This is a genomic window from Hymenobacter terrestris (assembly GCF_013377905.1).
Lineage (GTDB): Bacteria > Bacteroidota > Bacteroidia > Cytophagales > Hymenobacteraceae > Hymenobacter > Hymenobacter terrestris.
Map to the genome: position 1 here is coordinate 1 of NZ_JABKAV010000035.1, position 26,424 is coordinate 26,424.

Annotated in this window: 17 protein-coding genes and 1 other RNA gene; 7 read left to right on the plus strand and 11 right to left on the minus strand. The window is 58.4% G+C overall.

Features of this window, described 5'->3' with window-relative positions; genetic code table 11:
• Positions 1-2,365, plus strand: a 2,365-nt coding sequence (locus tag HW556_RS11970) for an alpha-ketoacid dehydrogenase subunit alpha/beta (RefSeq protein ID WP_176900284.1), incomplete at its 5' end; no start/stop codon positions are given.
• An 85-nt stretch (positions 2,366-2,450) separates the two neighbouring features.
• Here HW556_RS11970 and HW556_RS11975 read toward each other — a convergent pair.
• On the minus strand, positions 2,451-3,023 hold the full coding sequence (locus HW556_RS11975) for a hypothetical protein (protein WP_176900285.1): 573 nt from the start codon (positions 3,021-3,023) through the stop codon (positions 2,451-2,453).
• Positions 3,024-3,156: 133 nt separating this feature from the next.
• Here HW556_RS11975 and HW556_RS11980 point away from each other — a divergent pair, with 133 nt between their 5' ends.
• From HW556_RS11980 to HW556_RS11990, 3 genes are read left to right on the plus strand one after another with little or no spacing between them, the layout of a single operon-like run.
• Positions 3,157-4,167, plus strand: a complete 1,011-nt coding sequence (locus HW556_RS11980; RefSeq protein WP_176900286.1) for an acyl-CoA synthetase family protein — start codon at positions 3,157-3,159, stop codon at positions 4,165-4,167.
• A gap of 40 nt (positions 4,168-4,207) precedes the next feature.
• Positions 4,208-5,356 (plus strand): hypothetical protein, encoded by a 1,149-nt coding sequence (locus HW556_RS11985; protein WP_176900287.1) that lies wholly within the window; start codon positions 4,208-4,210, stop codon positions 5,354-5,356.
• Entirely contained in the window at positions 5,307-5,687 is a 381-nt protein-coding gene (locus HW556_RS11990; RefSeq protein ID WP_176900288.1) for a hypothetical protein, read from the plus strand. Before HW556_RS11985 ends, HW556_RS11990 begins: the two co-directional genes overlap by 50 nt.
• A gap of 84 nt (positions 5,688-5,771) precedes the next feature.
• Here the strand turns inward: HW556_RS11990 and HW556_RS11995 are convergent, their stop codons facing one another.
• The gene (locus HW556_RS11995; protein ID WP_176900289.1) at positions 5,772-6,950 is read right to left on the minus strand and encodes a sigma-54-dependent transcriptional regulator; all 1,179 of its coding nucleotides are present in this window, start codon (positions 6,948-6,950) and stop codon (positions 5,772-5,774) included.
• 159 nt (positions 6,951-7,109) lie between these two features.
• An RNA gene (rnpB, locus tag HW556_RS12000) (RNase P RNA component class A) lies at positions 7,110-7,524 on the minus strand.
• A 414-nt stretch (positions 7,525-7,938) separates the two neighbouring features.
• Here rnpB and HW556_RS12005 point away from each other — a divergent pair.
• The gene (locus tag HW556_RS12005) at positions 7,939-9,159 is read left to right on the plus strand and encodes a S8 family serine peptidase (protein ID WP_246289628.1); all 1,221 of its coding nucleotides are present in this window, start codon (positions 7,939-7,941) and stop codon (positions 9,157-9,159) included.
• Positions 9,160-9,255: 96 nt separating this feature from the next.
• On the opposite strand, the gene HW556_RS12010 is transcribed toward HW556_RS12005, so the two are convergent.
• The 4 genes from HW556_RS12010 to HW556_RS12025 all read right to left on the minus strand — a co-directional run bounded on the left by HW556_RS12010 (position 9,256) and on the right by HW556_RS12025 (position 14,054).
• Positions 9,256-11,127: a M1 family metallopeptidase gene (locus tag HW556_RS12010; protein WP_176900290.1), complete on the minus strand. Its 1,872-nt coding sequence runs from the start codon at positions 11,125-11,127 to the stop codon at positions 9,256-9,258.
• A 9-nt stretch (positions 11,128-11,136) separates the two neighbouring features.
• Positions 11,137-11,655, minus strand: coding sequence for a hypothetical protein (locus HW556_RS12015; RefSeq protein WP_176900291.1), 519 nt, complete (start codon positions 11,653-11,655; stop codon positions 11,137-11,139).
• An 85-nt stretch (positions 11,656-11,740) separates the two neighbouring features.
• The gene (locus tag HW556_RS12020; RefSeq protein WP_176900292.1) at positions 11,741-12,931 is read right to left on the minus strand and encodes a Smr/MutS family protein; all 1,191 of its coding nucleotides are present in this window, start codon (positions 12,929-12,931) and stop codon (positions 11,741-11,743) included.
• A gap of 136 nt (positions 12,932-13,067) precedes the next feature.
• Complete coding sequence (locus HW556_RS12025; protein ID WP_246289629.1) at positions 13,068-14,054, minus strand: YfiM family protein; 987 nt, start codon at positions 14,052-14,054, stop codon at positions 13,068-13,070.
• Between the two features lie 181 nt (positions 14,055-14,235).
• On the opposite strand from HW556_RS12025, the gene HW556_RS12030 reads away from it, so the two are divergent.
• On the plus strand, positions 14,236-17,127 hold the full coding sequence (locus HW556_RS12030; protein ID WP_246289630.1) for an alpha-amylase family glycosyl hydrolase: 2,892 nt from the start codon (positions 14,236-14,238) through the stop codon (positions 17,125-17,127).
• A gap of 149 nt (positions 17,128-17,276) precedes the next feature.
• On the opposite strand, the gene HW556_RS12035 is transcribed toward HW556_RS12030, so the two are convergent.
• Positions 17,277-18,128: an N-acetylglucosamine kinase gene (locus HW556_RS12035; protein ID WP_176900293.1), complete on the minus strand. Its 852-nt coding sequence runs from the start codon at positions 18,126-18,128 to the stop codon at positions 17,277-17,279.
• A gap of 355 nt (positions 18,129-18,483) precedes the next feature.
• On the opposite strand from HW556_RS12035, the gene HW556_RS12040 reads away from it, so the two are divergent.
• Positions 18,484-19,662: a T9SS type A sorting domain-containing protein gene (locus HW556_RS12040; RefSeq protein WP_176900294.1), complete on the plus strand. Its 1,179-nt coding sequence runs from the start codon at positions 18,484-18,486 to the stop codon at positions 19,660-19,662.
• Positions 19,663-20,094: 432 nt separating this feature from the next.
• On the opposite strand, the gene HW556_RS12045 is transcribed toward HW556_RS12040, so the two are convergent.
• The 3 genes from HW556_RS12045 to HW556_RS12055 form a co-directional block, all read right to left on the minus strand.
• On the minus strand, positions 20,095-20,925 hold the full coding sequence (locus HW556_RS12045; RefSeq protein ID WP_176900295.1) for a SusE domain-containing protein: 831 nt from the start codon (positions 20,923-20,925) through the stop codon (positions 20,095-20,097).
• A gap of 85 nt (positions 20,926-21,010) precedes the next feature.
• Complete coding sequence (locus tag HW556_RS12050) at positions 21,011-22,663, minus strand: RagB/SusD family nutrient uptake outer membrane protein (protein ID WP_176900296.1); 1,653 nt, start codon at positions 22,661-22,663, stop codon at positions 21,011-21,013.
• 12 nt (positions 22,664-22,675) lie between these two features.
• Complete coding sequence (locus HW556_RS12055; RefSeq protein ID WP_176900297.1) at positions 22,676-25,696, minus strand: SusC/RagA family TonB-linked outer membrane protein; 3,021 nt, start codon at positions 25,694-25,696, stop codon at positions 22,676-22,678.
• Between the last annotated feature and the right edge of the window lie 728 nt (positions 25,697-26,424).

A 26,424-nucleotide genomic window follows, 5' to 3' on the forward strand; every position in this document is an offset into this window, starting at 1 on the left:
CGATTTCCTGCACGATTACCGCCTGGGTTGGGAAAGCCGCCACGCCTCGCTGGCCGGCCGCAAGGAGGTGTTCATGGGCAAGGCTAAATTCGGCATATTCGGCGACGGCAAGGAGCTGCCCCAGCTGGCCATGGCCCGCGCCTTTCGGGCCGGCGACTGGCGCGCCGGCTACTACCGCGACCAGACCTTTATGCTGGCCATCGGCGAGCTGACGCTGCAGCAGTACTTCGCTCAGCTGTATGCCCACCCCGATGTGGAGGCCGAGCCCGCCACCGCCGGCCGCGCTATGAACGGCCACTTTGGTACCCGCTTTCTCGATGAGGACGGCAACTTCCGCCCCTCGGCGCAGATGAAAAACTCCTCGGCCGACATCTCGCCCACCGGTGGCCAGATGCCTCGCCTTGTGGGCCTGGCCTACGCCTCCAAGCTCTACCGCCAGAACCCCGAGCTGCACCAGTTCTCCGATTTTTCGGTGAACGGCAACGAGGTGGCATTCGGCACCATTGGCAACGCCAGCACCTCCGAGGGCATGTTTTTCGAGGCCATCAACGCGGCCGGCGTGCTCCAGATTCCGATGCTCATCAGCGTTTGGGACGACCATTACGGCATTTCGGTGCCCGCCGAGTACCAGACGACCAAGCAGAATATTTCCGAAATCCTGAAGGGCTTTCAGCGCGAAGGCGAGGGCCAAGATGGCTTCGAGATTTACCGTGTGAAAGGCTGGGACTACCTGGCCCTGCTCGAAACCTACGAGCAGGCAGCCGAGGTATGCCGCACGCAGCACGTGCCGGCGCTGGTACATGTGCAGGAAGTGACCCAGCCCCAGGGCCACAGCACCTCGGGCTCGCATGAGCGCTACAAAAGCACCGACCGCCTGAGCTGGGAGCAGGAGCACGACTGCCTGCTGAAAATGCGCGAGTGGCTGCTGGCCGAGGGCCACGCTTCGGCCGACGAGCTGGACGCCATCGAAAAAGCGGCGCAGCAACTCGTGAAAGAAGCCCGCACCGCCGCTTGGCAGGAGTTCTTCAACCCCATTAAGCAGGAGCGCGATGAGGTGGTGGACTTGTTGAACAAGCTGGTAGCTGAAACCGGCACCGAAAACCAACTCCACGAAATGGTGGAAGCTCTCAAGCACAACACCACGCCCATCCGGGCCGACCTGGTGCGCACCGTACGCCGCGCCCTGCGCCAGGTGCGCGAGCAGCGCAGCGCCGGCCGCCGCGAGCTGCAGAACTGGCTGGAGCAGGCCCTGGCCGACAATGCCGACCGCTACAACTCCTACCTGTTCAGCCAGAGCGAGGAAGCCGTGGGCAACATTGAGGAAGTAGAAGTTGCATACGCCGACGATGCCGCTTCCGTGGATGGCCGCGAGGTGCTGCAAGCCTGCTTCACGGCCAACTTCGAGCGCGATGCACGCATCTTCGCCATTGGGGAGGACGTGGGCCGCATCGGCGACGTAAACCAAGCGTTTGCGGGTTTGCAGGAGAAGTTCGGCGAGCTGCGTGTAACCGACACCGGCATCCGCGAGTGTACCATTATCGGGCAGGGCATTGGGGCCGCCATGCGCGGGCTGAAACCCATCACCGAAATCCAGTATCTCGACTACCTGCTCTACGGCATCCAGACGCTCTCCGATGATGTAGCCTGCCTGCAGTACCGCACCAAAGGCGGCCAGAAGGCCCCGCTCATCGTGCGCACCCGTGGCCACCGCCTTGAAGGTATCTGGCACTCGGGCTCGCCCATCCAGATGATTCTGGGAGCCATCCGCGGTATTCATCTCTGCGTACCGCGCGACATGACCCAGGCCGCCGGCTTCTACAATACGCTGCTGCGCAGTGATGAGCCAGCCATCGTAATTGAGTGCCTGAATGGGTACCGCCTCAAGGAAAAAATGCCCCAGAACCCCGGCGACTTCACGTTGCCGCTGGGCCGCCCCGAAACTCTGCTCCGCGGTGCCGACCTCACCATCGTCACTTACGGCTCGATGTGCCGCATCGTGATGGAAGCCGCCCAGCAGCTGGCCGAAGTGGGTATTGCCGTGGAAGTGATGGACGTGCAAACCCTGTTGCCTTTCGACACCGACCACCTGATTGTGGACAGCATCCGGCGCACCAACCGCGTACTTTTTGCCGACGAGGACGTGCCCGGCGGTGCTACCGCCTACATGATGCAGCAGGTGCTCGACGAGCAGCACGCCTACCGCTTCCTCGACTCGCAGCCGCGCTGCCTATCGGCCCAGGCTCACCGCCCGCCCTACGGCTCCGATGGCGACTATTTCAGTAAGCCCAGCGTGGAAGACGTGTTCGATGCCGTGTACGAAATCATGCAGGAAGCCGACCCCAAGCGCTTCCCGGCCATCTACTAAGCGGCGGCCCGTAAAGCAAAGCGCCCGCCCCGTGCATTAGCTGGGGCGGGCGCTTTGTAAACTGCCTTTAGGGCAATAAGGACGATTACTGTGGGATGGTTATGGGGTCCGTAATTACTTCGTTGCTGCGGCGCAGCTCCCGGTCCTGAATGCTGACTTTAAAGCGCATTACTGTTCCGGGAGGGGGCGAACCGATGGGGGAAAACAGAATGGCGTAATATATTTCGCCTCGCAACGGAGCCGCCCGATCTGCTTGGCTTTCAGGGGTCAGGTTAGGGTAACGGCCGTTAAGTGTGCCGGCCGGTGGGTTGTAGTCTAAATAGGTGCCATCGGTCTGGCGAATCTGTGCCTGGCAAAAGTAGTTCAGTGTATTAGGATTGGGTGTTTTATCGGGCAGGCGCGGATTAAAGGGGGGGAGTGTATCGTTCTGCCCCAGGCCTAAATCACCATCGCCATCACGGTAGCCAATAGCTATGTTGATACTGTCGAAAGGACTGCCATTCTGAAGAATCGACTGTATGCTGATGCGTCGAAAATCAATCTCCGGCGTGTCAGAATATTCGGGCGGATTGATGCAGCCTGGCACCGAAAGGCCCAGCAGAGCCATCAGCACCGCAAAGCCCAGCGTTTGGGAAAGTAGCGTACGAGGTGAGCGCATAAGGGAAGTGCTTAAAGAGAATGGCCCGGCCGGCCGGTCGGAGACGATGGAAAGGTAGTTTAAAGATACCGCATCTAAACGAACGAGCCGCCGTCCGCATTGTTCAACTTCTGGCTAACTGCCGGCTACAAAAATGAGTTTCCGCGAAGAACATTTGCATGCCCTGCCGCACCTGACGGCTGCCACCGCTCCGGTCGCGGCCATGGCACTATTTCGCCACCAAGCCCGCCACTGCGCGCCTTACGCCGCCTACCTAGCCGCTCTGGGCCGCGACCTGGCCGCCGTGGAAACCGTGGAGCAGATCCCCTTTCTGCCCATCGAGTTTTTCAAGACCCACGACGTGCGCACCGTACCCGGCCCCGCCGCCGATTGGCAACCGGCTGAGACTTTCCTCAGCAGCGGCACCACCCTGCAGCAGCGCAGCCAGCACCACGTGCGCGAGCCTGCGCTGTACCGCCAGCACGCGCAGCGCATCTTCGAGCACTACTACGGAGCCCTTACTGGCTGGACCGTGCTGGCGCTGCTGCCCTCGTATCTGGAGCAGGGTGGCTCGTCGCTGGTAGCTATGGTCGAGCACTTTGCGCAGGCTTCGGGCCAGTCGCAGCCGGCCTTTTTCCTGCACGACCACGCGGCGCTACTTTCCGCTTTAGTCGAAGCCAAGCAGCAGTCCGGCCGCAAAGTGCTGCTGATTGGGGTGAGCTACGCGCTGCTCGATTTCGTGGAAGCCCACGCCGGCCGGCCCGAGCTGCTGGACCTAACGGTGCTGGAAACCGGCGGTATGAAGGGCCGCCGCCGCGAGATGATTCGGGAGGAACTGCACGCGGCGCTGCAGCGCGGTTTTGGCCCGGCCGGTATCCACTCCGAGTACGGCATGACCGAGCTGCTGGGCCAGGCCTATAGTTTTGGCGACGGCCGCTTTTGGGCCCCACCGCAGCTGCAAATCATGCTCCGCGACCCGTCCGACCCATTCTCGGTATCAGCCACCCGGGCCAGTGGCGCGCTCAACGTCATCGACCTGGCCAACATCGACAGCTGCGCCTTCGTCGAAACCAAAGACTTGGCCCGCCTGCATCCCGACGGCTCATTTGAGGTGCTGGGCCGGCTGGATAATTCGGATATTCGGGGCTGTAACCAGCTAGTGTAGCCTCACCGCTGGCATCTTTTTGCACTCCCAATCCCACCGCATGGCATTGCCTGCTTCGTCTTCTTCCACGGTATGGCAGCGCCGGGCCGAGCGGGTGTTTTTCGGGCTACTGCTGGCGCTGGGCCTGCTGGTACACGCCGACTACGGCGTATCAACCGACGAGCCGGCGCATCACCTCAACGGCCTGGTAAATGTGAAATACGTGGCCGAGCTGGTGGTGCCAGAGCTGGCGCGGCAACAAGCCCAATACGCGCACATCCCGGCCCTGGTCACCCACCCTGACCGCGACCATGGTGTGCTGTTCGAAGTACTAGATAGCCTGCTGGGCTTGCTGGCGCAGGGCGACTCGGCCGCCTACTACCGCCAGCGGCACCTGCTGATTTTCCTGGTTTTTATGGTGGGCGTTTGGGCGCTGTACTGGCTGGCCGCCCGCTACACCCGCGACTGGCGCTGGGGGCTGGGCGCAGGCGCGGCTCTGGTGCTTTCGCCACGGCTGTTTGCCGAAGCTTTTTACAATGCCCAGGACATCGTTTTTATGGCCCTGTTTGCGGTGGCTATGCTCACGCTCGTACGGCTGGTTGCGCGTCCCGGCGCGGGCCGGGCTGCTGTGCACGGGCTGGCCTGTGCGGCGGCCATCGACGTGCGCGTGGGTGGCGGAGTGTTAGTGGTTTTCACGCTGCTCGCCATTGGCTGGCAGGCCTTCAGTAGCCCGGCTATTCGTCGTGCCACCTGGGTTCGTAGCGCCGGTATCTATGTGCTTGTTGCCGCCGCCGCTACGGTGGCCGGCTGGCCCTATCTGTGGGCCGATCCGGTAAGCCGGCTGCTGGAAGTGTTGCGCCGAATGGGGCAGTTTCCGTGGCAGGGCCGCAACTTGTATCTGGGGGAGCTGCTGCCCGGTTCGGCCACGCCCTGGCATTACGTACTGGTCTGGATAGCCATTACCACACCCTGGCCCTACCTGCTGCTGGCAGCAACTGGACTGGTGGCCGTTGCGGTTGCCGGCCTCCGGCGTTCAGGCTATTTCCGAACGCGCGCCGGGCAGTTCGATTGGTTGGTGCTAGGCTGGCTGCTTGGGCCGGTGGGTAGGCGCCGGATTGAGCACGGTGCTACTGGCCGGAATAGCTCATACAGCTTACCGCATGGTGCGCGAACATCCGCAGCAGCAGGTGTATTTCAGCCTGCTACCTAACCAAGTAGTGGCCGAGCAGTTCGACCGCGACTATTGGGGCCTGGCTTATCGGGATGGACTGGAGTGGGTGTTAGCTTCCAATTCGGCTGCCCGCATACGAGTGGGAGCGGCCCGAGCCGACCTGCTTTACAATAACTCGCTTATTCTTCCCGCCGCCCAGCGGGACCGGCTGGTGTTCACCCGCCCGCCTTACCCGGCCGGCACCTACCTGTTCACCAATTACGCCCGCTACCAATATGGCCCCGGCTTGCTGCCCGCCGATACGCTTGGCCGCCAAGTGTATCGGCTGCGAGTAAATGGGCTGCCAGTGCTAGGCGTATTCAGGCGTTGATGTTAGCGGGACCAGCAGCCAGTAGGCATGAACTGTCATCCTGAGCGGAGCGAAGAATGACCGTTCTTTTTATCGCCTCATCAGCTACTTCCCCGCAAAGGCCTTGGCATCGGCCTCCGAGATAGTAGCGTCGCTCATGATGACGAGGCGCTCGACCACGTTGCGTAGCTCGCGGATGTTGCCGCGCCAGTCGAGGCCCTTAAGGTAGGAGAGGGCCGCGTCGTCGATTTTCTTGGGCTTGTTGCCGTAGTCCTGGGCAATGTCTTTGAGGAACTTGTCGATGAGCAGGGGCACGTCGTCGCGGCGCTCATTGAGCGAGGGCACCGGGATGAGGATGACTGAGAGACGGTGGTAAAGGTCTTCGCGGAAGCTGCGCTCGGCAATTTCCTGGAGCAAGTCCTTGTTGGTGGCCGCCAGCACCCGCACGTTCACCGAAATCTCCTTCTCGCCACCCACGCGGGTAATCTTGTTCTCCTGAAGCGCCCGCAGCACTTTGGCCTGGGCCGAAAGGCTCATGTCGCCGATTTCGTCCAGAAACAGCGTGCCGCCGTCAGCCTGCTCGAACTTACCGATGCGCTGCTTGATGGCCGACGTAAACGAACCCTTTTCGTGGCCGAACAACTCCGATTCAATCAACTCCGATGGAATGGCGGCGCAGTTTACCTCCACCATCGGGCCGCCGCTGCGCTGGCTGAGTTCGTGCAGCTGCCGGGCCACCATTTCCTTGCCCGCGCCATTGGGGCCGGTTATTAGCACTCGCGCATCGGTGGGCGCTACCTTCTCAATAGCCTTGCGTACGGCCTGCAGGCCCGCCGATTCGCCAATCATCTCCGAGCTTTTGGCCAGCTTCTTCTTGAGCGTTTTGTTCTCCGACGACAGCTTGGTGGTTTCGGTGGCGAGCTGCACATGGTCGAGGGCGTTGCGCACCGTTACGAGCAGGCGGTTGAGGTCTGGTGGCTTCTGGATGAAGTCGTAAGCGCCCTTTTTGGTGGCCTCCACGGCCATTTCCACGTTGCCGTGGGCCGAGACCATGATGAAGGTGGAGTGCGGGGCCAGCACGCGGGCGCGCTCCAGCACTTCGAGGCCGTCCATCTTCGGCATCTTCACGTCGCAGAGCACCACGTCGTACTTCTCCTGGATCAGCATGTCGAGGCCCGTGGGGCCGTCGGCGGCCTCATCCACTTTGTAGCTTTCGTATTCGAGGATTTCCTTTAGCGTGTGCCGGATGGCTTTTTCGTCGTCGATAATCAGCAGGCGGGGCATAGCGGGGGTTTATGGAGCTGTTAGCCGAAAGCTACTAGCTGTTAGCTTTCGTTAAATGCAAGGTAGGGCCTTAATACGGAAGCTGTCAGCTAACAGCTATAAGCTAAGTGTAAACGCCAAAAAGGCCGCCGCAACACAAGTTGCGGCGGCCTTTTGAGATGGTGTGATGAGTCTGTAAGCCGGGTTTTGTCCGTCTACCCGAGGGCAAGCGGCCCCACCATTTATCTAGGCCAGTCGTTGCCGAAAGGCTCCATCAACCTACCCGCCAGCGCCGGACGAGCCGCCCGGTGCCAGCCCCTGGAAGCGGGGCCGACGTGCTGGCTTATTTGGTCTTTCAACCCCTGAGGTTTACCCAGCCGACTTGGTCACCCAGCCGCTGGTGCGCTCTTACCGCACCTTTTCACCCTTACCGGCTGCCCGAAGGCAACGTAGGCGGTATTTTCTGTGGCACTGGCTGTCCGACGCGGCTTTACGCTACGCCGTCCTTCCCGTTAGGAAGCAGGGTGCTCTGCGTTGCCCGGACTTTCCTCGTCGCGGTTCTTGCGTTCCGCGCCGCGGTGGGGCGACCCATCACGTGGGCAAAGATACCAAACCAATAGGAGTAGATGCATTCAGAGGATGGCTGGAGCGGAAAAGTGCCAAATCCCGGCATCTTGAATAATGCTAACATGTAATATCTTATTAATTAATTATTAAATATACTGAACGAAAAATATATATTGATTGTATCGGTTTCACTATGGCATGTGAGCGTTTAGCTGTTTGGATGATTATATCGAAAAGACCTTCTACAATGCTGGATTCGGTGTAAAATATTGATGAATTAGCTCTTTTATGCCAGGTAGATTGAAGAATTTGCAAAGTGAGAGGACTTTGTAAATTTAAATTATATACATTGCGAATGCATATGCCGCTCGCCGAAGCATTTGACTTAATATGTGAGACTACAGTTCTTTCTTGCCTTTTTTTCCACCTTTTACCAAGTAGAATGCAGAAGAAATCCTACAATGCCCGCCTTGCTATGTTGTTGAGCGCCTCTGCGCTCGTTGCCAGCGCCACCTTCACTTCCTGTAGTAAAGATGGCGTAGAACCGGAAATAGCCGGTGTTGCGCAAAGCAGCAGTAGCGACGTGCGGCAGGGAGCCAACCTGATTCCCGGCCAGTATATTGTGGTGCTCAAAGACGACGCCGTTAGCACAAACAGCGGTGATTCGTACGCTGAGAAAGTGAAGAAAGTGAAAGCCGTAGGCCAGGGTGTACTCCGGGCGCGGGGCTCCCGGCCCGAAGCTATGGGCTATGCCTATGGCCATGCCCTCAAAGGCTTCTCGGCCACCCTAACCGCCCAAGAAGCCAAGCAACTGCGCGCTGATGCTCGTGTGGCTTACGTAGAGCAGGACCAGATTATTGCGCTTGGCAAGCCCGCTAGCGGCGGAGGAACTACCGGCCCTGCCCAGACTACTCCTTACGGTATTACCCGCGTGGGTACCGCCGATGGCACGGGCCGCACGGCTTGGGTTATTGATACCGGCATCGACCTGACGCACCCCGATCTGAACGTGGACGTGGCCCGCAGCATTTCGTTTATACCCAGAGCCCGTAATGCAAACGATGGCAACGGGCACGGCACGCACGTGGCCGGTACCATTGCGGCCATCAACAACTCCATTGGGGTAGTGGGCGTGGCCGCCAACGCCACGGTAGTGGCCGTGCAGGTGCTTGATGCGCGGGGCAGCGGCTCCAACTCCGGTGTAATTGCCGGCGTCGATTACGTGGGTGCCAACGGCAAAATTGGCGACGTAGCCAACATGAGCTTGGGCGGCGGCGTATCGCAGGCCCTCGACGATGCTGTGCTCCGCGCTTCGGCGGGCGGCGTCCTCTTTGCCCTGGCTGCCGGTAACTCGTCTGCCGATGCTAATACGTCCTCCCCGGCCCGCGTGAACGGCCCGAACATCTACACGATTTCGGCCATGAACAGCACCGATACCTGGGCATCGTTCTCTAACTTTGGTAACCCGCCCATCGATTACTGCATGCCAGGCGTTGGCATCAACTCGACCTGGCTCAGTGGTGGCTACAACAGCATCAGCGGCACCTCAATGGCAGCTCCGCACATGGCGGGCGTGCTACTCATGCGCGGCAAGAACTTCACCACCAGCGGCACCGTGAAAAACGACCCTGATGGTACTGCTGACCAGATTGCACACCTTTAATCAGGTCGAACAGCACAGAATGAAAAGGCCCGCCAATCGGCGGGCCTTTTTTTGTGGGCGCTGAGAAATGCCAATCGAGAGCTTTAAATTATCCGGCTACTTCGCCAGCCACACGTTGTCCTTGGGGTAGCTGTCGGGTACCAGCGTGGCACCGAGCTTCATCTGCTGCGCGGCTTTGGTGGTAGGCACGGGTACGGTAACGGTTTTCGCGCCCGACTCCCAGACACCGATGGTGCGGTGAATTTTGGTGGTGGAGTTGTCAGCGAAGGTAACGGTCAGGTCGACAGGGACGGGCTTGCTGCCTTTGGATTCCACTACCACGTCGTAGCCGGTGGCGGTTTTGGTAACCTGCTGGATGGCCAGGTCGGGGTAGCCACCGTCGAAGAACCAGCGCTGCCAGAACCAGTTGAGGTTGCGGCCCGCCCCGGCGTTCATCGCGTTGAAGAAATCGTGGGGCATGGGGTGCTTGCCCTGCCAGTTGCGGATGTAAGTATGCAGGGCCTTCGTGAACAGCTCGTCGCCGAGCAAATCCTGCACGTAGAGGTAGCCCAGGCCGGGCTTGGGATAGGAGTTGAGGAAGAATGCCGTGCCAGATTGCTGGGTGCTGAGCGTCATGATGGGCACGTCGGCCTCGGTATCAGCCCCGGCGGCGTAGGGTGCAATGCCGTAGTTGTCGTCGAGCTTGGGGTCGATGATGCCCGAGATAATCCACTCGCCCATCGTGGCCCAGCCCTCATCCATCCAGCCGTACTTGGTTTCGTTGGTTCCCAGGTAGAAGGGGAACATGGTGTGGAAGATTTCGTGGACCGTGAGCGTGATGCCGTCCTCGCGGGTTTCGGTGGGGTTGTCGTTCACCATCATCGGGTACTCCATCTGGTCGAGACCGTCGAAAATGGTTTCGTGGGAGTAGGGAAAGGGCCACTTGGGGAAGGTGTAGCTCATGGCCTGCACCGTCTGACGGGCGAAATCCACCACCTCGGCGTAGTCCTTATGCTTGCGGTTGTACACGGCATCCACGCGGGTGCGGCGCTTGGTTGCCGGGTCCACCACCAGACTGCTCGACTGCCACACGTAATGGTCGGTGGTGGCAAACACGAAGTCGGTGACGTTTTTGGCCTCGAAGTGCCAGGTGTTTTCGGGGTTCTTGCCAGCCGTGATGCCACCTTTTTTCAAATCGTCCTCGGTGATGATGCTCGTAATGCGGTCCTGGGTTTCGGCCTGGCGCAGGCGCTGGGCGTACTTTTTGGTGAGCACCTGGTCGGCATTAGTCAGGTCGCCGGTGGCCCACACCACGAAGTTTTTGGGCACGGTAACATCCACCGAGAAATTGCCAAAGTCGTTGTAGAACTCCTGCGAGCCGATGTAGGGGTTGCGGTTCCAGCCGTCGATGTCGTCGTAAACGGCCACGCGGGGGAAGAAGTAGGCTACGAAATCGGCGTTGGGCTCGACCTGGCCGGTGCGCATGTGCGAGCCGGCGTTCAGCGTGTAGGCAAACTCCACCGTCATGCGAGCTGTCTGGCCGGGGGCAATGGCCTTGCGGGCTGGCACCACGAGGTTGGTGAAGTTGGGCCGCATGTCGGCGGCTGGAATGGCCTGGCCGTTGAGCGTGAAGTTGGTGAGCTGCATGCCTTCACCCACATCTTCGGGGCTCATGCCGCTGGCCCGGGGCGCGCCCGTCTGGTACAGGTTGGGGTAGAGCTTGAACCAGATTTGCCGCAGTGAATCGGGGCTGGCGTTACGGTAGGCAATATCGGCCGTGCCACGCACTTGCCGCGTGGCCGGGTCGAACCGAACCTTGATTTTATAGTCGGCCGAGTTCTGCCAGTATTTGGGTCCCGGCAGTCCGTTTTCGGCCCGGGTACCCTTATCGTAAGTGGCCCGGATGGTGCGCGACACCGGCAGCTTTTGGGCCGTCAGCGTAAGAGGCAGCAATAGGAGGGATGCGGCGAGGAGCGCGGGGAATTTCATGCGGGGAAACTATCGGTAGAAAAACTGGAAATATTGTCTAATCTGCTGCTGAAGGCTATCGGGTAGTTCACGCGCGTAGCGTCGTAGCGCGGTTTCAACAACCTGGACTTGCCTTCCTTTCTCGGCCGTAGTGTCAATGGAAGTAACATAATCTGCTGCCCCACATCTAGTCAGCTTTAAATCAAGCGGGGTGATGCGGTGCCGGCCATTGACAAAAAACATCGTAGAACTATGGGAGCTATTCTGTGGGCTAACGGCAATCAGGCCTATGTAATGCGCTGATACTACTTCGGGCGAATAACTATATGCCTTAATATAGGTAGTGCGTTTGAAATCACACTTGTCTCTATCCTGATCATCTACAAACTTCTTGAGTCGATGGAGTTGAAGATGATTGAGTCCAAGCTGTTTTGCTGAAACAGCTGAATGTTGGTTCATCGTCATGCAGCCGGAGGGCAGGCCAACAAGTAGTGCCGAGAATAGCAGAAGATGCGCTCGACAAGTCAAGCGCTGAAAGCGAGCAGGCATAGTATGGAGGTTGCTACAAAATAAATGTGCCTTGAGGAGCTACACAAAAATAGCTTCTCAAGGCACATTTATAACATCTTCTAACTTACTTCAGACGGACCAGTGTGGCGCCGTAGCCGAACTTCTCCTTCATCGAATCCTCGAAGAACTTGATGTCGCGGTTGCGGCTCAGCAGCTTGTGCAGCTCCTTGCGCAGCGTGCCATTGCCCGAGCCGTGGATGTAGATGATTTCGTGCATGTTGGTGGCCAGTGCGCGGCTCAGCGTGTCCTCGAAGGCTTCAAGCTGGAGCTTGAGTATGGCCGAGTTGCTCAGGCCTTCGGTGCCGCCCTCGGGCTGCAGGGCCTCCAGGTGCAGGTCGATTTCGTGCGATGGCGCTACCAGGGCTTTGGCTGGCTCAGGGGCGGGGGCCACGGCGGCGGGCTTAGCGGGGGCGTTACCGGTAAGCTGGGCCTTTAGCTTGTCAGCCAGTTGCTGCTTGTCGGTGGCGGGCTGGGGCTTGGCGGCGGGCGCATTGGCTGCCGGCTCGGTTTCGGCGACGGGCAGGGCTACCGGGGCAGCGGGCTTTTCGTCGAGCTGGAACAGGTAGGCCTCGCGCTGGAGCACCGGTACGTTGGGCTGGCGACTGGTGTAGAAGCTGGATGCCCGGAACTGCAGGCGCTTGGTCAACAGCTCAAACGCATCGGGGCTGTTGAACTGAAACGGCAGCAGCTGCACCAGTAGCGCCGACCATTGGTCGAAATCCTTGAGGTGCCAGTGGCCCAGCGCCTCGCTGGCCGACTTGGCCTCCAGCTTTTCGGCCTTCAGGGCCCGGTACTGCCCGCTGGCTTTTTCCTCGCCCAATGTAAACAACACGGTGCGGTCGGTGTGGTTAATCAAGTGCAGCGCCAGCAGCTCGGGCGACTGGTGGGTGAGAGCCAGATAGATGCCCTTCTGCACCGGCACAGGCTGGGCTTTGTCGGCTTTGATGGGGGTAGGGCTTTCGCCTTTAGCAGCTGGCTTGGCGGCCGGTGCTTCCGTGGCCATGCCGGCTTTTTTGGCGGCCTGGGCAGCCATAGCAGCGCCGCTGCTGGCGGCTTTCTTCTCCGACTCCACAGCGGCGGCGCTTTTGCCGAACGCCTTGCTTTCCTCGGCCGCTACTACCACAATCTCGCGGCGCAGTACCGGAATGGTAAAGTCGTTGTCAATGGCTACTTCCACCAGCTCGTCGCTGAGCAGGCGGGTAATGATGCCTTCTTCGCGCCCGGTAAGCAGGCGTACTCGGTCTCCAATATTCATATAGCACAGGTGTTGCAGATGGGGCAGATGCCGCAGATTTGTTCTGGCATCTCTCTCGGGGGACGCGTAAAGGTCGCCATTTGCTTACGCAAACTGCGTTGGAACGATGGCCGACAGGTGTTTTCGCTCCCAATTATTACCAGTATAACCCGTGGGCCCGGAAACCGTGGCGCGGATTCCATTCGAGGGCGGGGGCGGGCAGGTGGAAGATGCTGAGGGCGTAGAATACCTTTTTGAGCACTTTGCTGCGCGTCGGGATGCGGCGCAAATCCACGTCGAGGCTGAGGTAGAACTGGCGGTAGGAGCGCAGGCCCAGCGCGGCGTTGCGGTTGGGGTCGTTGAAAACCATTTGCTGAGCGCCGTATCCTACCGCCGACTGCAGCCAGCGGGGCCAGCGGTTGCCGGCGGGCAGAAACGCGCCCACATCGGTGGCAAGCCAGTAGGTCTGGCCGTTGTAGTCTTTCAAAAACTGCTCGCCCAGACTGCGGCCCAGCACGTTGGGACGCAGGTCGGCGTAGCGCGTGGTCCGGAACGAGAGCTTGGGCATGATGCGCACCTCATTCCAGGCCAGCTGCTGGCCAATCAGACCGGCCGAGCCGAGGAAGTTGGCCGCCAAATCGGTGGCCGAAGCGCCGTACTCCGGGTCGCGGCCGTCGAACAGCTCGATGGGGGCTTGCAGCAGGAAACCCACGAAGCCGCCGTACCAGATGGAGCGGTGGTCGGGCACCCCCGCCCAGCGCAGCATGTCCACCGCGCCCCGGCTTTCGTGGAAGGCCCCCCAAACGTGCCCGGCCTTATCGAGCTGCTTCCATTGGGGCAAGTCGTTGAACCAGTGAAACCGGCTTTTCTCGCCCGTGTACCAGCTCTCGCTTAGCAAGTACATCAGCGATGAGTACGATACCACCAGCCCACCGGCCAGCAGCGGCAGCCGCTGGTTGATCCGAGAAGGCGTGGCAGGCTGCAGGCTGTCGGCGGGAACCGGGAAATCGATAGAAGTTGTTGACTCCGGTACGACTGCTTTGGAAGTGGCGCGCGGCACCTGGGCCGATGCCGGCCCGGCGAACAGCCCACTCAGCAGGCCCACAAACAGAGAGGAGCGAAGAACGAGGCGTGGAGAAGGCAAGTGCAGCTGAAAAAAGTTTGGTTAAATCTACGTCAAATGCGGCTATTGACTTGGTGAACACCGCTGCTCGGATGTATCTTTAATGCCCCCTTGTACCGAGATACTGCTTCCTGATGTTAATTCAGGTCAATAAGGCACCGAAAAGTGTAACTGTTTTTTAAAATTCCCAACCAGTTTTCTTATGCGAATACTTCGACTTTTTCTGGTATTATTGGCTTTAGGAGCCACCAGGCCCGATTCCTGGGCCCAGGTAGTTACCGCGCAGCCCGCCTCGTTCACGGCTGAACAGGCCGTTACGCTCACCTATGATGCCGCCCAGGGCAATGCAGCACTAGCCAACTTCAGCGGCGACGTGTACGTGCATACTGGCGTTATCACCAATTTGAGCACCAGCCCCTCCGACTGGAAGTATGTGAAGTTCACCAACTTCAACGCCCCCGATCCGTCGGTGAAGCTCACGCGCAGCGCCACCAACCCCAACATCTACACCATTGCCATCACGCCCAGCGTGCGGGCCTGGTACAACGTGCCGGCCGCCGAGCAGATTCTGCGTTTGGCCATGGTGTTCCGCAACGCCGATGGTTCGATTGTGGGCCGCGGCCCCGGCGGCGACATTTTCGTGGACGTAGCCCAGAATGCTTTCGACCTGCGCTTCACCCAGCCCAGCGGCCCTGGCCCGTTCGTGTTCCCGCTGAATTCGCCCACGCTTGTAAAAGGTACCTCGGTGGTGCCCGCCAACCTGGCCCTGCTGCTCAATGGTACTCAGATTGCTACGGCTACCAACGCCACGGCCATTGAGGCCAACGTAACACTCACGCAGGCCGGTGCCAACACGCTGCGCCTCACCGCCACTACCGCCACCGCTTCGGCCGCCACCGAGCTGACGTTGCAGACCCGCGAAGCGGTAACGGTAGCTGCGCTGCCCGCCGGTGCCAACCGCAACGGCGTCACGTACATCAACAACGGTACCTCGGCCATCTTCAGCCTCACGGCGCCCAACAAGAATTTCGTACACGTTATCGGCGAGTTCAACAACTGGACGGCCACGGCCGCCGGCTACATGAAGCGCACGCCCGACGCTGCCGGCCAGCCCGACAACTCGGTGAACGGCCGCTGGTGGGTGCAGGTAGATGGCCTGACTGCCGGCCAGGAGTACGCCTACCAGTACCTGGTAGATGGTCAGCTGAAAGTAGCCGACCCCTTCACCGAAAAGGTACTCGACCCCCAGAACGACCGGTTTATTTCGGCCGCTACGTACCCTGGCCTGAAGGCCTACCCGGCCGGCCAGAACGGCATTGTGTCGGTGCTGCAAAGCAACGTAACGCCCTACACTTTCCAGAATACCAACTTCCAGCGTCCTAAAAAGGAAGATATGGTGGTGTACGAGTTGCTGGTGCGCGACTTCCTGGCTGCGCACGACTACAAAACCCTCACCGACACGCTGGCCTATCTGCAGCGTCTGGGTGTGAACGTGATTGAGCTGATGCCTGTCAACGAATTCGAAGGCAACGAAAGCTGGGGCTACAACTCGTCGTACTACTTCGCGCCCGATAAGTACTACGGCCCCAAAGACGACCTGAAACGGTTTATCGATGAGTGCCATAAGCGCGGCATTGGGGTAGTGCTCGATATGGTGCTCAACCAGTCGTTCGGCCAGAGCCCCATGGTGCAGATGTACTTCGAGGATGGCAACCCGGCCACCAACAACCCCTGGTTCAACCGCACCGCTACCCACCCCTTCAATGTGGGCTACGATTTCAACCACGAAAGCCCCTTCACCCGCTATTTCAGCAAGCAGGTTATCGAGTTCTGGCTAAAAGAATACAACATCGACGGCTACCGCTACGACCTGAGCAAGGGCTTCACCCAGAAAGTGTCGAACGATGTAGGTGCTTGGAACCAGTACGACCAGACTCGGGTGGATATCTGGAAGGACTACCACGATTTCCAGGTGAGCGTATCGCCGACTTCGTATGCCATTCTGGAGCATCTGGGCAATAATGACGAAGAGAAAGTGCTGTCGGATATGGGCCTGATGCTGTGGGGCAAGATGACCGATGCCTACAACGAAGCCACGATGGGCTACAACGAAGGTGGCAAATCCAACTTCAGCGGCGGCTACTACAAGCAACGCGGCTGGAACCAGCCCAACCTGATTACCTACATGGAAAGCCACGACGAAGAGCGGCTGATGTACAAGAACCTCACCTTCGGCAATGCCTCGGGCTCGTACTCGGTGAAAAATTTGAGCACGGCCCTCAAGCGCCAGGAACTGGCTGCCGCCTTCTTCTTCACCGTGCCCGGCCCGAAAATGATCTGGCAGTTCGGTGAAGTTGGCTACGACAAGTCCATTTTCAGCTGCCCCGACGGCACCGTGCCATTGCCTTACAAAGACAATGACCAGTGCAAGCTGGCCAACAAACCCGCCCTCTGGAACTACTATCAGGAGGCCGACCGTCGCCACCTCTACGACGTGTACCGCAGCCTGATTGCGCTGAAAGTGCAGGAGCCCGCGTTCGAGAACCCCGCCAGCTTCACCCAGAATCTGAACGGCGCCGTGAAAACCCTGCAGCTCTCCGACCCGCGCCTCAACGTGACCATCGTCGGCAACTTCGATGTAACCACAGCTACCGTGGTGCCCAACTTCCAGAGCGCGGGCACCTGGTACAACTACCTGACGGGCGAAACGCTGGTCGTAACCGACCCCTCAGCTTCGATTCCGCTGGCTCCTGGTCAGTTCGCGGTGTACACCTCGCGCAAAATTACGGTGCCCGCCGGCACGGTGCTCAGCAACCGCCGCGCCAGCGCCGCTGCCGTGCTCCAGCTCACGGCCCAGCCTAACCCGGCCGGCGCTACGGCCCAGCTTCGCTACGAGCTGTCCCAGGCCGCCACGGTGCAGGTTACGGTAACCAACCTACTCGGCGCTACGGTGCAAACCCTGCCCGCTACCCGCCAGCCTGCCGGTTCGCGGAGCTTGGATCTGCCCCTGCAAAACCTGGCCAATGGTGTGTATCTGGTTCGCCTGCAAGCCGGCGCCCAGCAGCAGTCGATCCGCCTAATTGTAAATCACTAAGTTCTATTGAGCTGCTAGCTGAGAGCCATTAGCTGTCAGCTAGCAGCTCAATAGAACAATGACTTCAACCAAAAAAAGGCCCCGCACTCAATTGAGTGCGGGGCCTTCTTCGTTTTTTAGCTAACAGCTAACAGCTAACAGCTTACAGCTTACGCGCCAAGTTCTGCTTCGTGGAAGGCTACCAGGTCGTCGATAGGAGAGCGGATGATTTTGCCGACTTCCATCCCGTTATCCTTAGCTACCTGGGCCAGCGCGTCGCGGAAGTTGTAGCCTACCGAGCCGATGCAGTTGAACGTGTAGTCCTGGTAGTTGGGGTAGTGGCGAACGATATTTTCGAAGAATGTTTCGAAGCCCTGCAGCACGATTTCGCGGCAGTAGCTGATGTTGTTGTGGTCGTAGGTGAATTTGGCGAAGCTGGCCAAAAAGCGGTTGGGTAGCGGCTGGTTGTAGAGCCGGTCTAGAATGTCGTCGCGGGTCAGGTTGAACTCTTCCAGAAAAATTTCCTGCAGACCCTCAGGCAGCAGGCCGCGCAGGTAGTCGCGCAGCAGCCGCTTGCCAATGAACGAGCCCGAGCCCTCGTCGCCCAGAAAGTAGCCTAACGAGTCGACGTTGTGAATAATCTTCTGCCCATCGTAGAGGCAGGAGTTGGTGCCGGTACCCAGAATGGCGCCAAAACCGGGCTTACGGCCCAGCAGCGCCCGGGCAGCGGCCAGCAAATCGTGGTCGACGGTAACGGTGGCGTTCGGAAACGTCTGGCGGATGGCGGCGGCCAGCACCTCGGCCTTTGCCGCCGATGATACGCCGGCGCCATAGTAATGCACCTGCGTAACGTCGGCCCGGGGCAGGTTGTCGGGCAGGTTATGGTCGAGCGACTGGGCCACGGCGGCCGTTTTCATGAAGTCGGGATTGTAGCCCTCGGTGTTGAAGTACACACGGTTGCCAGCCTCATCGAGCTGGCACCAGCTGCTCTTGGTCGAGCCACCATCGGCAATAAGAATCATATCAGGGGGTGAAAAATGACAGAAAAGTCCTGCATCAGTTAATCTGCAAAGTTGCCGGAGCAGGAGCGAAGAACGAAACACGGAAAACTTTTTCGTAGAAAAAAATGCTGCCCGTTCGATTTGTTCCTGTTGCGCAGCCTGCTTTAAGCGTGTCCGTCAGACACCAATCTTTATCCAATGGGCTGTTTACGTGTTAAGTAGCTGATTAACAGTCAATAAAATATTGATATTTTTTCTTTGTAAATACTTCTTTTGCGCGATAAAGTAGTATTTTTATAACGCAAAACCCGGTGTTCGGCTGTTAGCTGATAATGGGTTAGCGCAATTTTCACCCACCTTCTTTATTCATTTACCCATGAAACAACACTTTACTCTCGCAGCTCTTGGGCTGCTCACGGCCGCTTCTTTCTCGGCCCAGGCGCAGGCCCCCATTGTCATTGATGGCAAGCTTACAGCTACGGAGGTAGTTGCCAGTGGCTACCAGTTGGTAGGTCGCGAAACTGGGCCTCGTGGTTTTGGTGATGCTGGCCTGTTGGCCGTGTACGCCGCCGCCGATGCAACGAACCTGTACTTCTTTGTGGCTGGTACGCTCGAAACAAACCCTGATCTGAAGAATTCCATCCAGATGTTCATTGACCGGCCGGGTGTGGAAGGTATTCCAGTAGGCACAGCACTACCGGTGCCCGCTGGAGTTGGTACCCCACCCGTAAACACGTCATTCGAGAAAATGGGTGCTAAGCTTGATTTGGCAGCCGACTTGGCACTTGGTCTGAGTGGCACTGGCACTGCTAACCAGGGACGGGTAGAAGCTGTCGTTTACTCGACTGGACCTAATGCCGCCAATGCCACCGTGGCAACGGGCGCTACGCCACTCAACATCACGACGGGGGCACCTTATACTGTACCAGTTACGACTACAGGCACATTTGCTCCTTTCGCTGGTGCTACGGTAGCTTACGTTACCAGCCCTAAGCTTTCCGAAAACCCTGGATTTGCCAGCAACGGCAATGCGCCAGCTAATGGCTTCGAGATTCGGGTTAGCCGCTTAGCTATGGGCGTTCCAGCCACTGGTGGAGCTATTCGGATTTTTGTTCTGCAAAACAGCCAGGATGGTGGCTTCGCTTCCTCTGATTTCATCCCGCAGGCTACTTCGCCCGCCGGCTCTAATGCGCCTAACCTAGGTCCTAATCCTGACTTCACGGCCATTGCCGGCACGCAGGCTGCTACGCTCAATGTAACGGCTACGGGTCTGTCGGTAGTAACTTCCACGCAGTCGGCCATTGCCAGTGCCCTCAAGTTCGGCGTGTACCCCAACCCTACCGCTGGCGCTGCTACGGTATCGTACACGGTACCCGGTCAGCAGGAGGTAAGCGTTGAGGTGTTCAACGCCCTTGGTCAGCGCGTACGCTCGCTGGCTTCCGGCCGCCAGGGCGGTCTGCAGCAGCAGACCCTCAGCGACCTTGCTTCCGGTGCTTACTTCGTGAAGCTGCAGGTAGGTGGCCAGAGCACCAGCCAGAAGCTGATTGTACAGTAAATGGCTACACCGCGCCGATGGTCTTCGTATAACACGATTATCCTCGGTGCGTCGCTCCAAAGCAAAAGAGCCTTCCGCTAGTAGCGGAAGGCTCTTTTGCTTTGACAGTCTATCTGAAAATCAGAAAAATGAACTATTAGATAAAGCCTGAAATTTGCGCAGGTCCTGAAGTAAATTGTCCGTCATGCCGAGTTTGCCGAATCATCTCTACTGCTTCGTTTAACGACTGTGTTGAAGCGGCATAGATGCTTCGGTAAGTTCAATACGACGTTCGGATTGATTCTGATAACTTCCAAAACAGGATCTATTAAAAGAGTTTCCTGCAGTGGTGAGTACAAATAAAAAAGCCGCTGAAATTCAGCGGCTTTTTTATTTGTAGGAATCAGGCGCCAGTTGCGTTGGAATAACCGAGGCTGGCGTGTACCGGGTAAGTTATTGCTTGATGATGGTCAGGCGGCCACCGGTAGCAGCACCTGCAGCGTCAGTCGTCACCTGCAGGCTGATTTTGTAAATACCGTCGGCAGCAATTTTTAAATCACCCCCGCCGAGCGTCAGCGGAATACCTTGAGAGTAGTCGCCCGTTGCGCCACCCAAGTTGATTGCCCAGGCTTTGTTACGACGGAACTTGAAGTCGCCGACCTTAAGAGCACGGGTAATCACGTACGACTTCGTGTCGCAGTCATAGGTAAGGTTGTCATCGGTTGCGTTGTCGTCGCTGGGCCAGCCATCGGCTGCCGGGCCCACAATACCCCAGGTGTTGGCGTTAGGGGGCAAGCATACTTTGTAGGAGGTAGCCGTGAAGGGCTGAGGCGTAGAAAATAGGGGCGCATTCGCGGCCAGCTCCGACTTCAGACGTACTTCCAGCTGTGCAGGCTGGCCGGACTCCAAGCCCAATCCATTGAGGGCTGCGTTCAGCCGCTCAACAGTAACCGTCGTATTCGGACCAGCACCGGCCTCTAGGTTGGCAGGGGCCGCAAAGTTGTTGCCGGCTTTGTCCAACTGAATGGTATAAGTAACCGGCGGATTGTACTGGGTACTGGTGTTCTGCCAAGCAGGCGAAGTACCAGGCGTCCAGTTGAAAGTAACCGCCTGCTGGGTCGCGTTTACCTGCGTCAGTACCACAGTATTGCTCGAGGTTGTCAGCTGCGGGGCAGTTCCTTGGTCGAGCGTAACCTTGGTTTCGTCCTTTTCGCAGGAAGTTGTCAGGGCTAAACCAGCCACGGCCAGCCACCCTAAAGAAAAACGGGTAAGAAAAGTGCTCATGGAGTAAAAGAAGAAAACGGTGGGAAAATGACCCTCATGGGGCCGACACTGCCATAAAAGTATCGGCCCCAAAAAAGTTCGGCGGTTAATAGCCTTCGTTCTGTTTCAGGTTCTGGTTAACCGAGAGGTCGGCGGCCGGAATCGGGTAAAGCTTGCGGAATGTTTCCACAGCCCGACCGGCTGCTACGCCACCCTTCCAGGGCCATACGTAAGCCGCGGTTACGAAACGGTCGTAGCGGATCAGGTCGGTACGGCGGTGACCTTCCCAGTGCAACTCACGGGCCCGCTCGTCGAGCAGGAACGTAGAGTTGGGGGCCAGCACCTGGCTCGTAACATCGGCCACCGGGCTAGGCGTGGTGGTAGGCAGACCAAATGCTCGGCGCCGGATCTGGTTTACATAGCCCAAAGCCAAGTTCGCGTCGCCGGAACCGCCGCGGCCTACAGCCTCAGCATAAATCAGCATCATCTCGGCTACCCGGATCATGGGGAAGTCGACACTTGAAAAGTTTTGCGAACCGCCCAGCGCCTGACCACCCGAGGTGACGTTGCGGAACTTAAGCACGCCGAAACCCTGCGAAAACTGCCTCAGGTCGTTGATTTGTAGGGTCTGGCCCTGGGTCCAAAACCGACCCCGGCGGTCAAGGGTCGTATCGGGGAACATGTTGAATAAGGCACTGGTGGTGCGCAGACCCTGCCAGCCGGTGGTCTGGCCCACTTTGCGCTGCCAGTCGGCCGCTGCACCCGTCGAGCCATTTACCAGGAACGTGGTGCCGCCGAAGCTCTGAGTGGTGTTCACATCGAATACCACTGGCCAGATAATTTCAGTACGGGCAACGGTGGCGTCGTTGTCGCCCAAAAATACGCGACCATAGGCCGAGGCAACTTCGCCGGCCGGGGCTTCCGTCAGCCGGTAGCCGGCATCAATAACGCGCTTGGCCTGCAGGGCCGCATCGGTGTAGCGGGCCGTGCCAGTGTACACTTGGGCGTTGAGGTAAAGGCGGGCCAGCATACCCCAGGCAGCGGCCTTGTCTACGCGGCCGTATTCGTTGGTGCGGGCGTCGGCGAAGTTGGCATCGGCGGCCAACTCCGTCAATTCCTTCTCTACGAACGTGAAGTACTCGTTGCGGGTGTAGTAAGGCGGCTGAAAGAAGCCCACCGGATCGTTCTCAGTAACGAACGGGCCGTTGCCGAACAAGTCCATGGCGTGCATATAGGCCACAGCGCGCAAAAAACGAGCCTCAGCGCGGTACTTACGCACGGTAGCTGCATCGTCGGCGTTCAGACGGGCAGAGAGCTTATCGTCGGCCGACTCGCGCAGGAACTCATTGCAGATCGAGATTTCGTAGAAAATACGGCTGTACAGGCCCCGAATGAGGATGTTGGAGGCGTTCCAATTCATATTGTGCCAGTCCTGCACGCCCGGATCGGTCCAAGCTACTACGGCCTCATCGGTGGAAAGCTCCTGAGCACTCCAGTACTGACGAATATAGTCGGAGGAGCCTTCGTCGATACCCCCGATGTCGCCGCCGCCGGCCGGGCCCTGCTGGCCAGTGGTGGCGTAGCCGGCGTATAGCTTGGCTAGTACCTGGCGGTAGCCCTGCAGATCGGCAAATACTTTGTCAGGCGTCAGCTCGAAGCGGGGCTCCTGGTCGAGGTCTTTGGTGCAGGAGGTGCTCCCGGCAGCCAGGGCCAAGCCAGCCGAGGCAATCAGCAGTCCGCGAATGATAGATTTTTGCATGAGTGGGGGAATTTAGATGCCGATGTTGAGACCAAACGTGAACGTGCGGGCCCGGGGATAGAATTCGTTGTCGATGCCGTCCGAAATTTCGGGGTCGATGCCATCGTACTTCGTAATCAGGAATGCATTCTGAACCGCTGCGCTCAACCGAAGGTTCGCCTTGTCGTTGAACAACTTACCTACATTATAGCCGAGCGTAATGTTTTCGGCCCGCAGGAAGGAAGCGTTCTGCAGATAGTAGTCAGAAAATGCCTGCTGCGTAGTGAAGCCGGTATTGTAAATATCGCGTGGAATATTGGTTACAAAGCCAGTCGAACTGTTAGCATTGGCGAAGTTGGCCAAGTTGGCCGCCACGCCATTGTACACGTAATTGCCCACGTTGGCGCGCAACAGCATGCTCAGGTTCAGCTTGCGGTAGCCCACCGAGGGCGTGAAGCCCAGCGTCAGGCGTGCGGCCGGCTGCTTATAGTGGTAGAAGTCGCTCTCATCGGGTGTAACAGTACCGTTACCGTCGCGGTCGACGAACACGCCCTGTAGTGGCCGGCCATTGGCGTCGTACACCTGCTGCTGCGCATAGAATGAGTTAATGGGGAAGCCCACCGTCTGCCGCTGAATGCTGGCACCCGTACGGCCCGGAATACCACCCGTTTCGTAACCGGTGAAGCCGGGCTCCTGCCGGCCCAGGTTGGTGATTTCGTTTTCGTTGTAGGCCAGGTTGAAGTTCAGGTTTACATTCAAATCCTGCGAACGCACAGCCGAGCCGTTGATGACAAATTCGATACCCCGGTTGCGCAGCGAGCCAACATTGGCATTGAGCCGGTTGGTGAGGTTGCCGCCGGCCGGTACAACTACGTTGGCCAGTAGGTCATCGGATGTACGCTCGTACACATCAATGGCACCCGTGATGCGGTCATCGAACAAGCCGTAGTCGAGGCCCAGGTTCCAGGTAGTGGTATTTTCCCAGCGCAGCTCGTTGTTATAGCCCGACGAGCGGTAGGTGATAACTGGCTGCCCGCCAAGCTGGTATTGGGCGGCAGCGTTACCCAGCACGTAGCGGGGCAGGTAATCATATGCATCCCCAATGTCCTGCTGGCCGGTGCGGCCGTAGCCGGCGCGCAGCTTCAGCTCAGAAATGGTGGTGTTGTCGGCCAAGAAACCCTCGCCCTTCAGGCGCCAGCCCAGGCCCAGGGCTGGAAACCAGCCGCTGCGGTTGCCCGGCGCAAAGCGCGAGGTGTTGTCATTCCGTATGGTAGCCGTAAGCAGGTAGCGGTCCTTCACATTCAGCGTAGTACGGCCGAAGTAAGAGAGGAATACCAGCTTGGAATAATAACCCGGTACGATCAGCGTATCCTCGGGGTTTACCAGCGTAGTACGGTCGAAGCGTCGGTCCAGGAATCTGTCACCCTTGTTTACGAAGGTCTGGTAGGAGTAACCGCCCTGCACATCAAAGCGCGTGTCGCCGAAGTTGCGGCCGTAGGCCAAGTAGGTTTCCAGCAGCTGCATGATTTTGCGCTGGTTGAACTGGCTGTAGCGCCCGTTCAGGCCGGCATTGCCGATGGCATCAGGGTTGAAGTTGCCGAAGTCGGTGGACTGATTGGTGGTCGAGCCCTCGCCCTTCGACACATCGGTGCCCAGGTTGAGGTTGGCCCGCAGACCTTCCACGAAAGGCAGCTTGTAGTCGAGCTGCACGTTGCCAATCAGGCGGTCGACGGTGCTGATGTTGTTGGTGTTGCGCAGCGAGGCCACCGGGTTGCTGGGGGCCAGGCCCAGCGGCGTACCCGAGGGCTGCAGGAACTGGAAATAGCCGCCGTACAGGCCATATTGCTCGCCGGTACCGAATACGGGCTGGGTGGGGTCGAAGAGCACGGCCGCGCCTACTTGGCCGTTACCAATAAAGCGGTTGTCTACTCGCGTGCCCTTGGCGTTCACGTTCACCTTCAGCCGGTCGTTCAGCAATACCGGCGAGAGGCTGATGGAGCCGGAGTTCCGCTTCAGGTTGTTGGTGATGACGATACCGTCCTGGTTGAGGTTGCCGTAAGAAACGCGGAAGGGCAGCTTGCCCACCGAGCCGGTCAGGCTGATGTTGTTGTCGTAGGTGGCGGCGGTGCGGAAAATCTCCTTTTGCCAGTTGGTGTTGGCCGTACCCAGCGTGGCGGCCTGCGAAGCCGAACCATTCTCCTGAACGATCTGCCGCAACTCGTCGGCATTCAGGACATCGTACTCCTGGAAGCGTTGCGAAACCGACGTCTGCGACGACAGGTTAACCGTTAGCTTCTCGCCCGGCAGGCCGGTTTTGGTGGTTATCAGAATAACGCCGTTGGATGCCCGGTTACCATAAATGGCCGTGGCCGAGGCGTCCTTGAGCACCGTTACCGACTCGATGTCGTTGGGATTGATAAGCGAGAGCGGGTTGCTGGCACCCGAAATACCGCCTTTGTCCACCGGCACGCCATCAATCACGTACAACGGGTCGTTGTTGGCATTGAGCGAGGAGTTGCCGCGGATACGCACCGTAGAGGCCGCACCCGGAGCGCCGCCGCCGGTCGTAATGCTGACGCCGGCAATCTTGCCCTGCACCAACTGCTCGGGGTTGGTTACTTGGCCCTTTACAAACTCCTTTTCTGATACGGTGGCAACCGAGCCGGTTACATCCTGCTTGCGCTGGGTGCCGTAGCCCACTACCACTGCCTCGTTGAGCAGAGTAGTGTTTTCCGAGATAGTTAGGGCGGGCACAGCCGTATTCTGGCCGGCAGCTACGCTGATAGCCTTGCGCTGGGTAGAGAACCCGACGAACGAAATAACGAGCGTCTGCGGACCAGTGGGCGCGTTCTGGATCAGGAATGTACCGTCGCCGTTGGTAGAACCGCCCACGGAGGTACCATCAATCAGCACCGTTACGCCCGGCAGGCCTTCGCCTTTCTCGTCGAGCACCCGGCCGCTGACCGTACCAATTCCCTGCGCATAGGCACTGCTGATGCCCGCGCCTGCGCACAGCAGTGGCAGTACCACTTTCGCCAGATAAGGGTTTTTCATGTGAAAATTATTAGAGGTTGAGATGAGGTTGTCCGCTCTCGGACGGAATGGGAATTTTTCGGATGACGACCACGGCCATAAGCCGTTGGTCGGCGTAGCGGCTGCATATGTACCGCAACGTTGCCGGAGGCAGCCCATACGGTTATCAAAATACGCAGAAACACCGCAAGATAAGCCTCCCCATACCATAAATCTGAGCTTTGCTATGCCCAAAACGGTTTAGTTATAATTGCATTTTGAGGTATCTGGCAATTCAGATGCTAGGCAGGGATGAGTATGAGCAGCCGACAAGGACCCACTGATACAGTATGTTTTTGCCTGTTTGGCGCTCGAACGCGCCTGGAATCAGCATGTTTGGAAAGGCGGAAGCCGGCGATAGTCAGGTACTAAAAGAGGTGATAATAGGTGCTGTGTTGCTTGGTATTACCGGATGGTAGCTTTTAGTTGGCAAATAGTTGAAGTTTTATGATGGGAAGATTAATAAAAGGCTGAATCAAGTGTAATTCAGCTGTTGAATTGATGCTGGATTGATTGATATTAGTTTATTGCATTACTCAGAGTAGCATGCTTACCGCCAGAAGATGGTTGAATATGGCAAATAGAGGAAAAGTTTAAGTCAACGCAGTAGTGGTATTCTGCTGCATATACGGCAGCATGTAAGGGGTTGTATTTGTACATAACCTAGGATTTTGCGAGTCGCCCATCGTTGCAGTCCTGAGTAATCCGGA

Excerpts from the sequence above, each read along its gene's own strand:
- HW556_RS11975 (WP_176900285.1), bottom strand. The coding sequence starts at position 3,023 with ATGCGCTCACCTCGTACGCTACTTTCCCAAACGCTGGGCTTTGCGGTG.
- HW556_RS11980 (WP_176900286.1), top strand. The coding sequence starts at position 3,157 with ATGAGTTTCCGCGAAGAACATTTGCATGCCCTGCCGCACCTGACGGCT.
- HW556_RS11985 (WP_176900287.1), top strand. The coding sequence starts at position 4,208 with ATGGCATTGCCTGCTTCGTCTTCTTCCACGGTATGGCAGCGCCGGGCC.
- HW556_RS11990 (WP_176900288.1), top strand. The coding sequence starts at position 5,307 with ATGGTGCGCGAACATCCGCAGCAGCAGGTGTATTTCAGCCTGCTACCT.
- HW556_RS11995 (WP_176900289.1), bottom strand. The coding sequence starts at position 6,950 with ATGCCCCGCCTGCTGATTATCGACGACGAAAAAGCCATCCGGCACACG.
- HW556_RS12005 (WP_246289628.1), top strand. The coding sequence starts at position 7,939 with ATGCAGAAGAAATCCTACAATGCCCGCCTTGCTATGTTGTTGAGCGCC.
- HW556_RS12010 (WP_176900290.1), bottom strand. The coding sequence starts at position 11,127 with ATGAAATTCCCCGCGCTCCTCGCCGCATCCCTCCTATTGCTGCCTCTT.
- HW556_RS12015 (WP_176900291.1), bottom strand. The coding sequence starts at position 11,655 with ATGCCTGCTCGCTTTCAGCGCTTGACTTGTCGAGCGCATCTTCTGCTA.
- HW556_RS12020 (WP_176900292.1), bottom strand. The coding sequence starts at position 12,931 with ATGAATATTGGAGACCGAGTACGCCTGCTTACCGGGCGCGAAGAAGGC.
- HW556_RS12030 (WP_246289630.1), top strand. The coding sequence starts at position 14,236 with ATGCGAATACTTCGACTTTTTCTGGTATTATTGGCTTTAGGAGCCACC.
- HW556_RS12035 (WP_176900293.1), bottom strand. The coding sequence starts at position 18,128 with ATGATTCTTATTGCCGATGGTGGCTCGACCAAGAGCAGCTGGTGCCAG.
- HW556_RS12040 (WP_176900294.1), top strand. The coding sequence starts at position 18,484 with ATGAAACAACACTTTACTCTCGCAGCTCTTGGGCTGCTCACGGCCGCT.
- HW556_RS12045 (WP_176900295.1), bottom strand. The coding sequence starts at position 20,925 with ATGAGCACTTTTCTTACCCGTTTTTCTTTAGGGTGGCTGGCCGTGGCT.
- HW556_RS12050 (WP_176900296.1), bottom strand. The coding sequence starts at position 22,663 with ATGCAAAAATCTATCATTCGCGGACTGCTGATTGCCTCGGCTGGCTTG.
- HW556_RS12055 (WP_176900297.1), bottom strand. The coding sequence starts at position 25,696 with ATGAAAAACCCTTATCTGGCGAAAGTGGTACTGCCACTGCTGTGCGCA.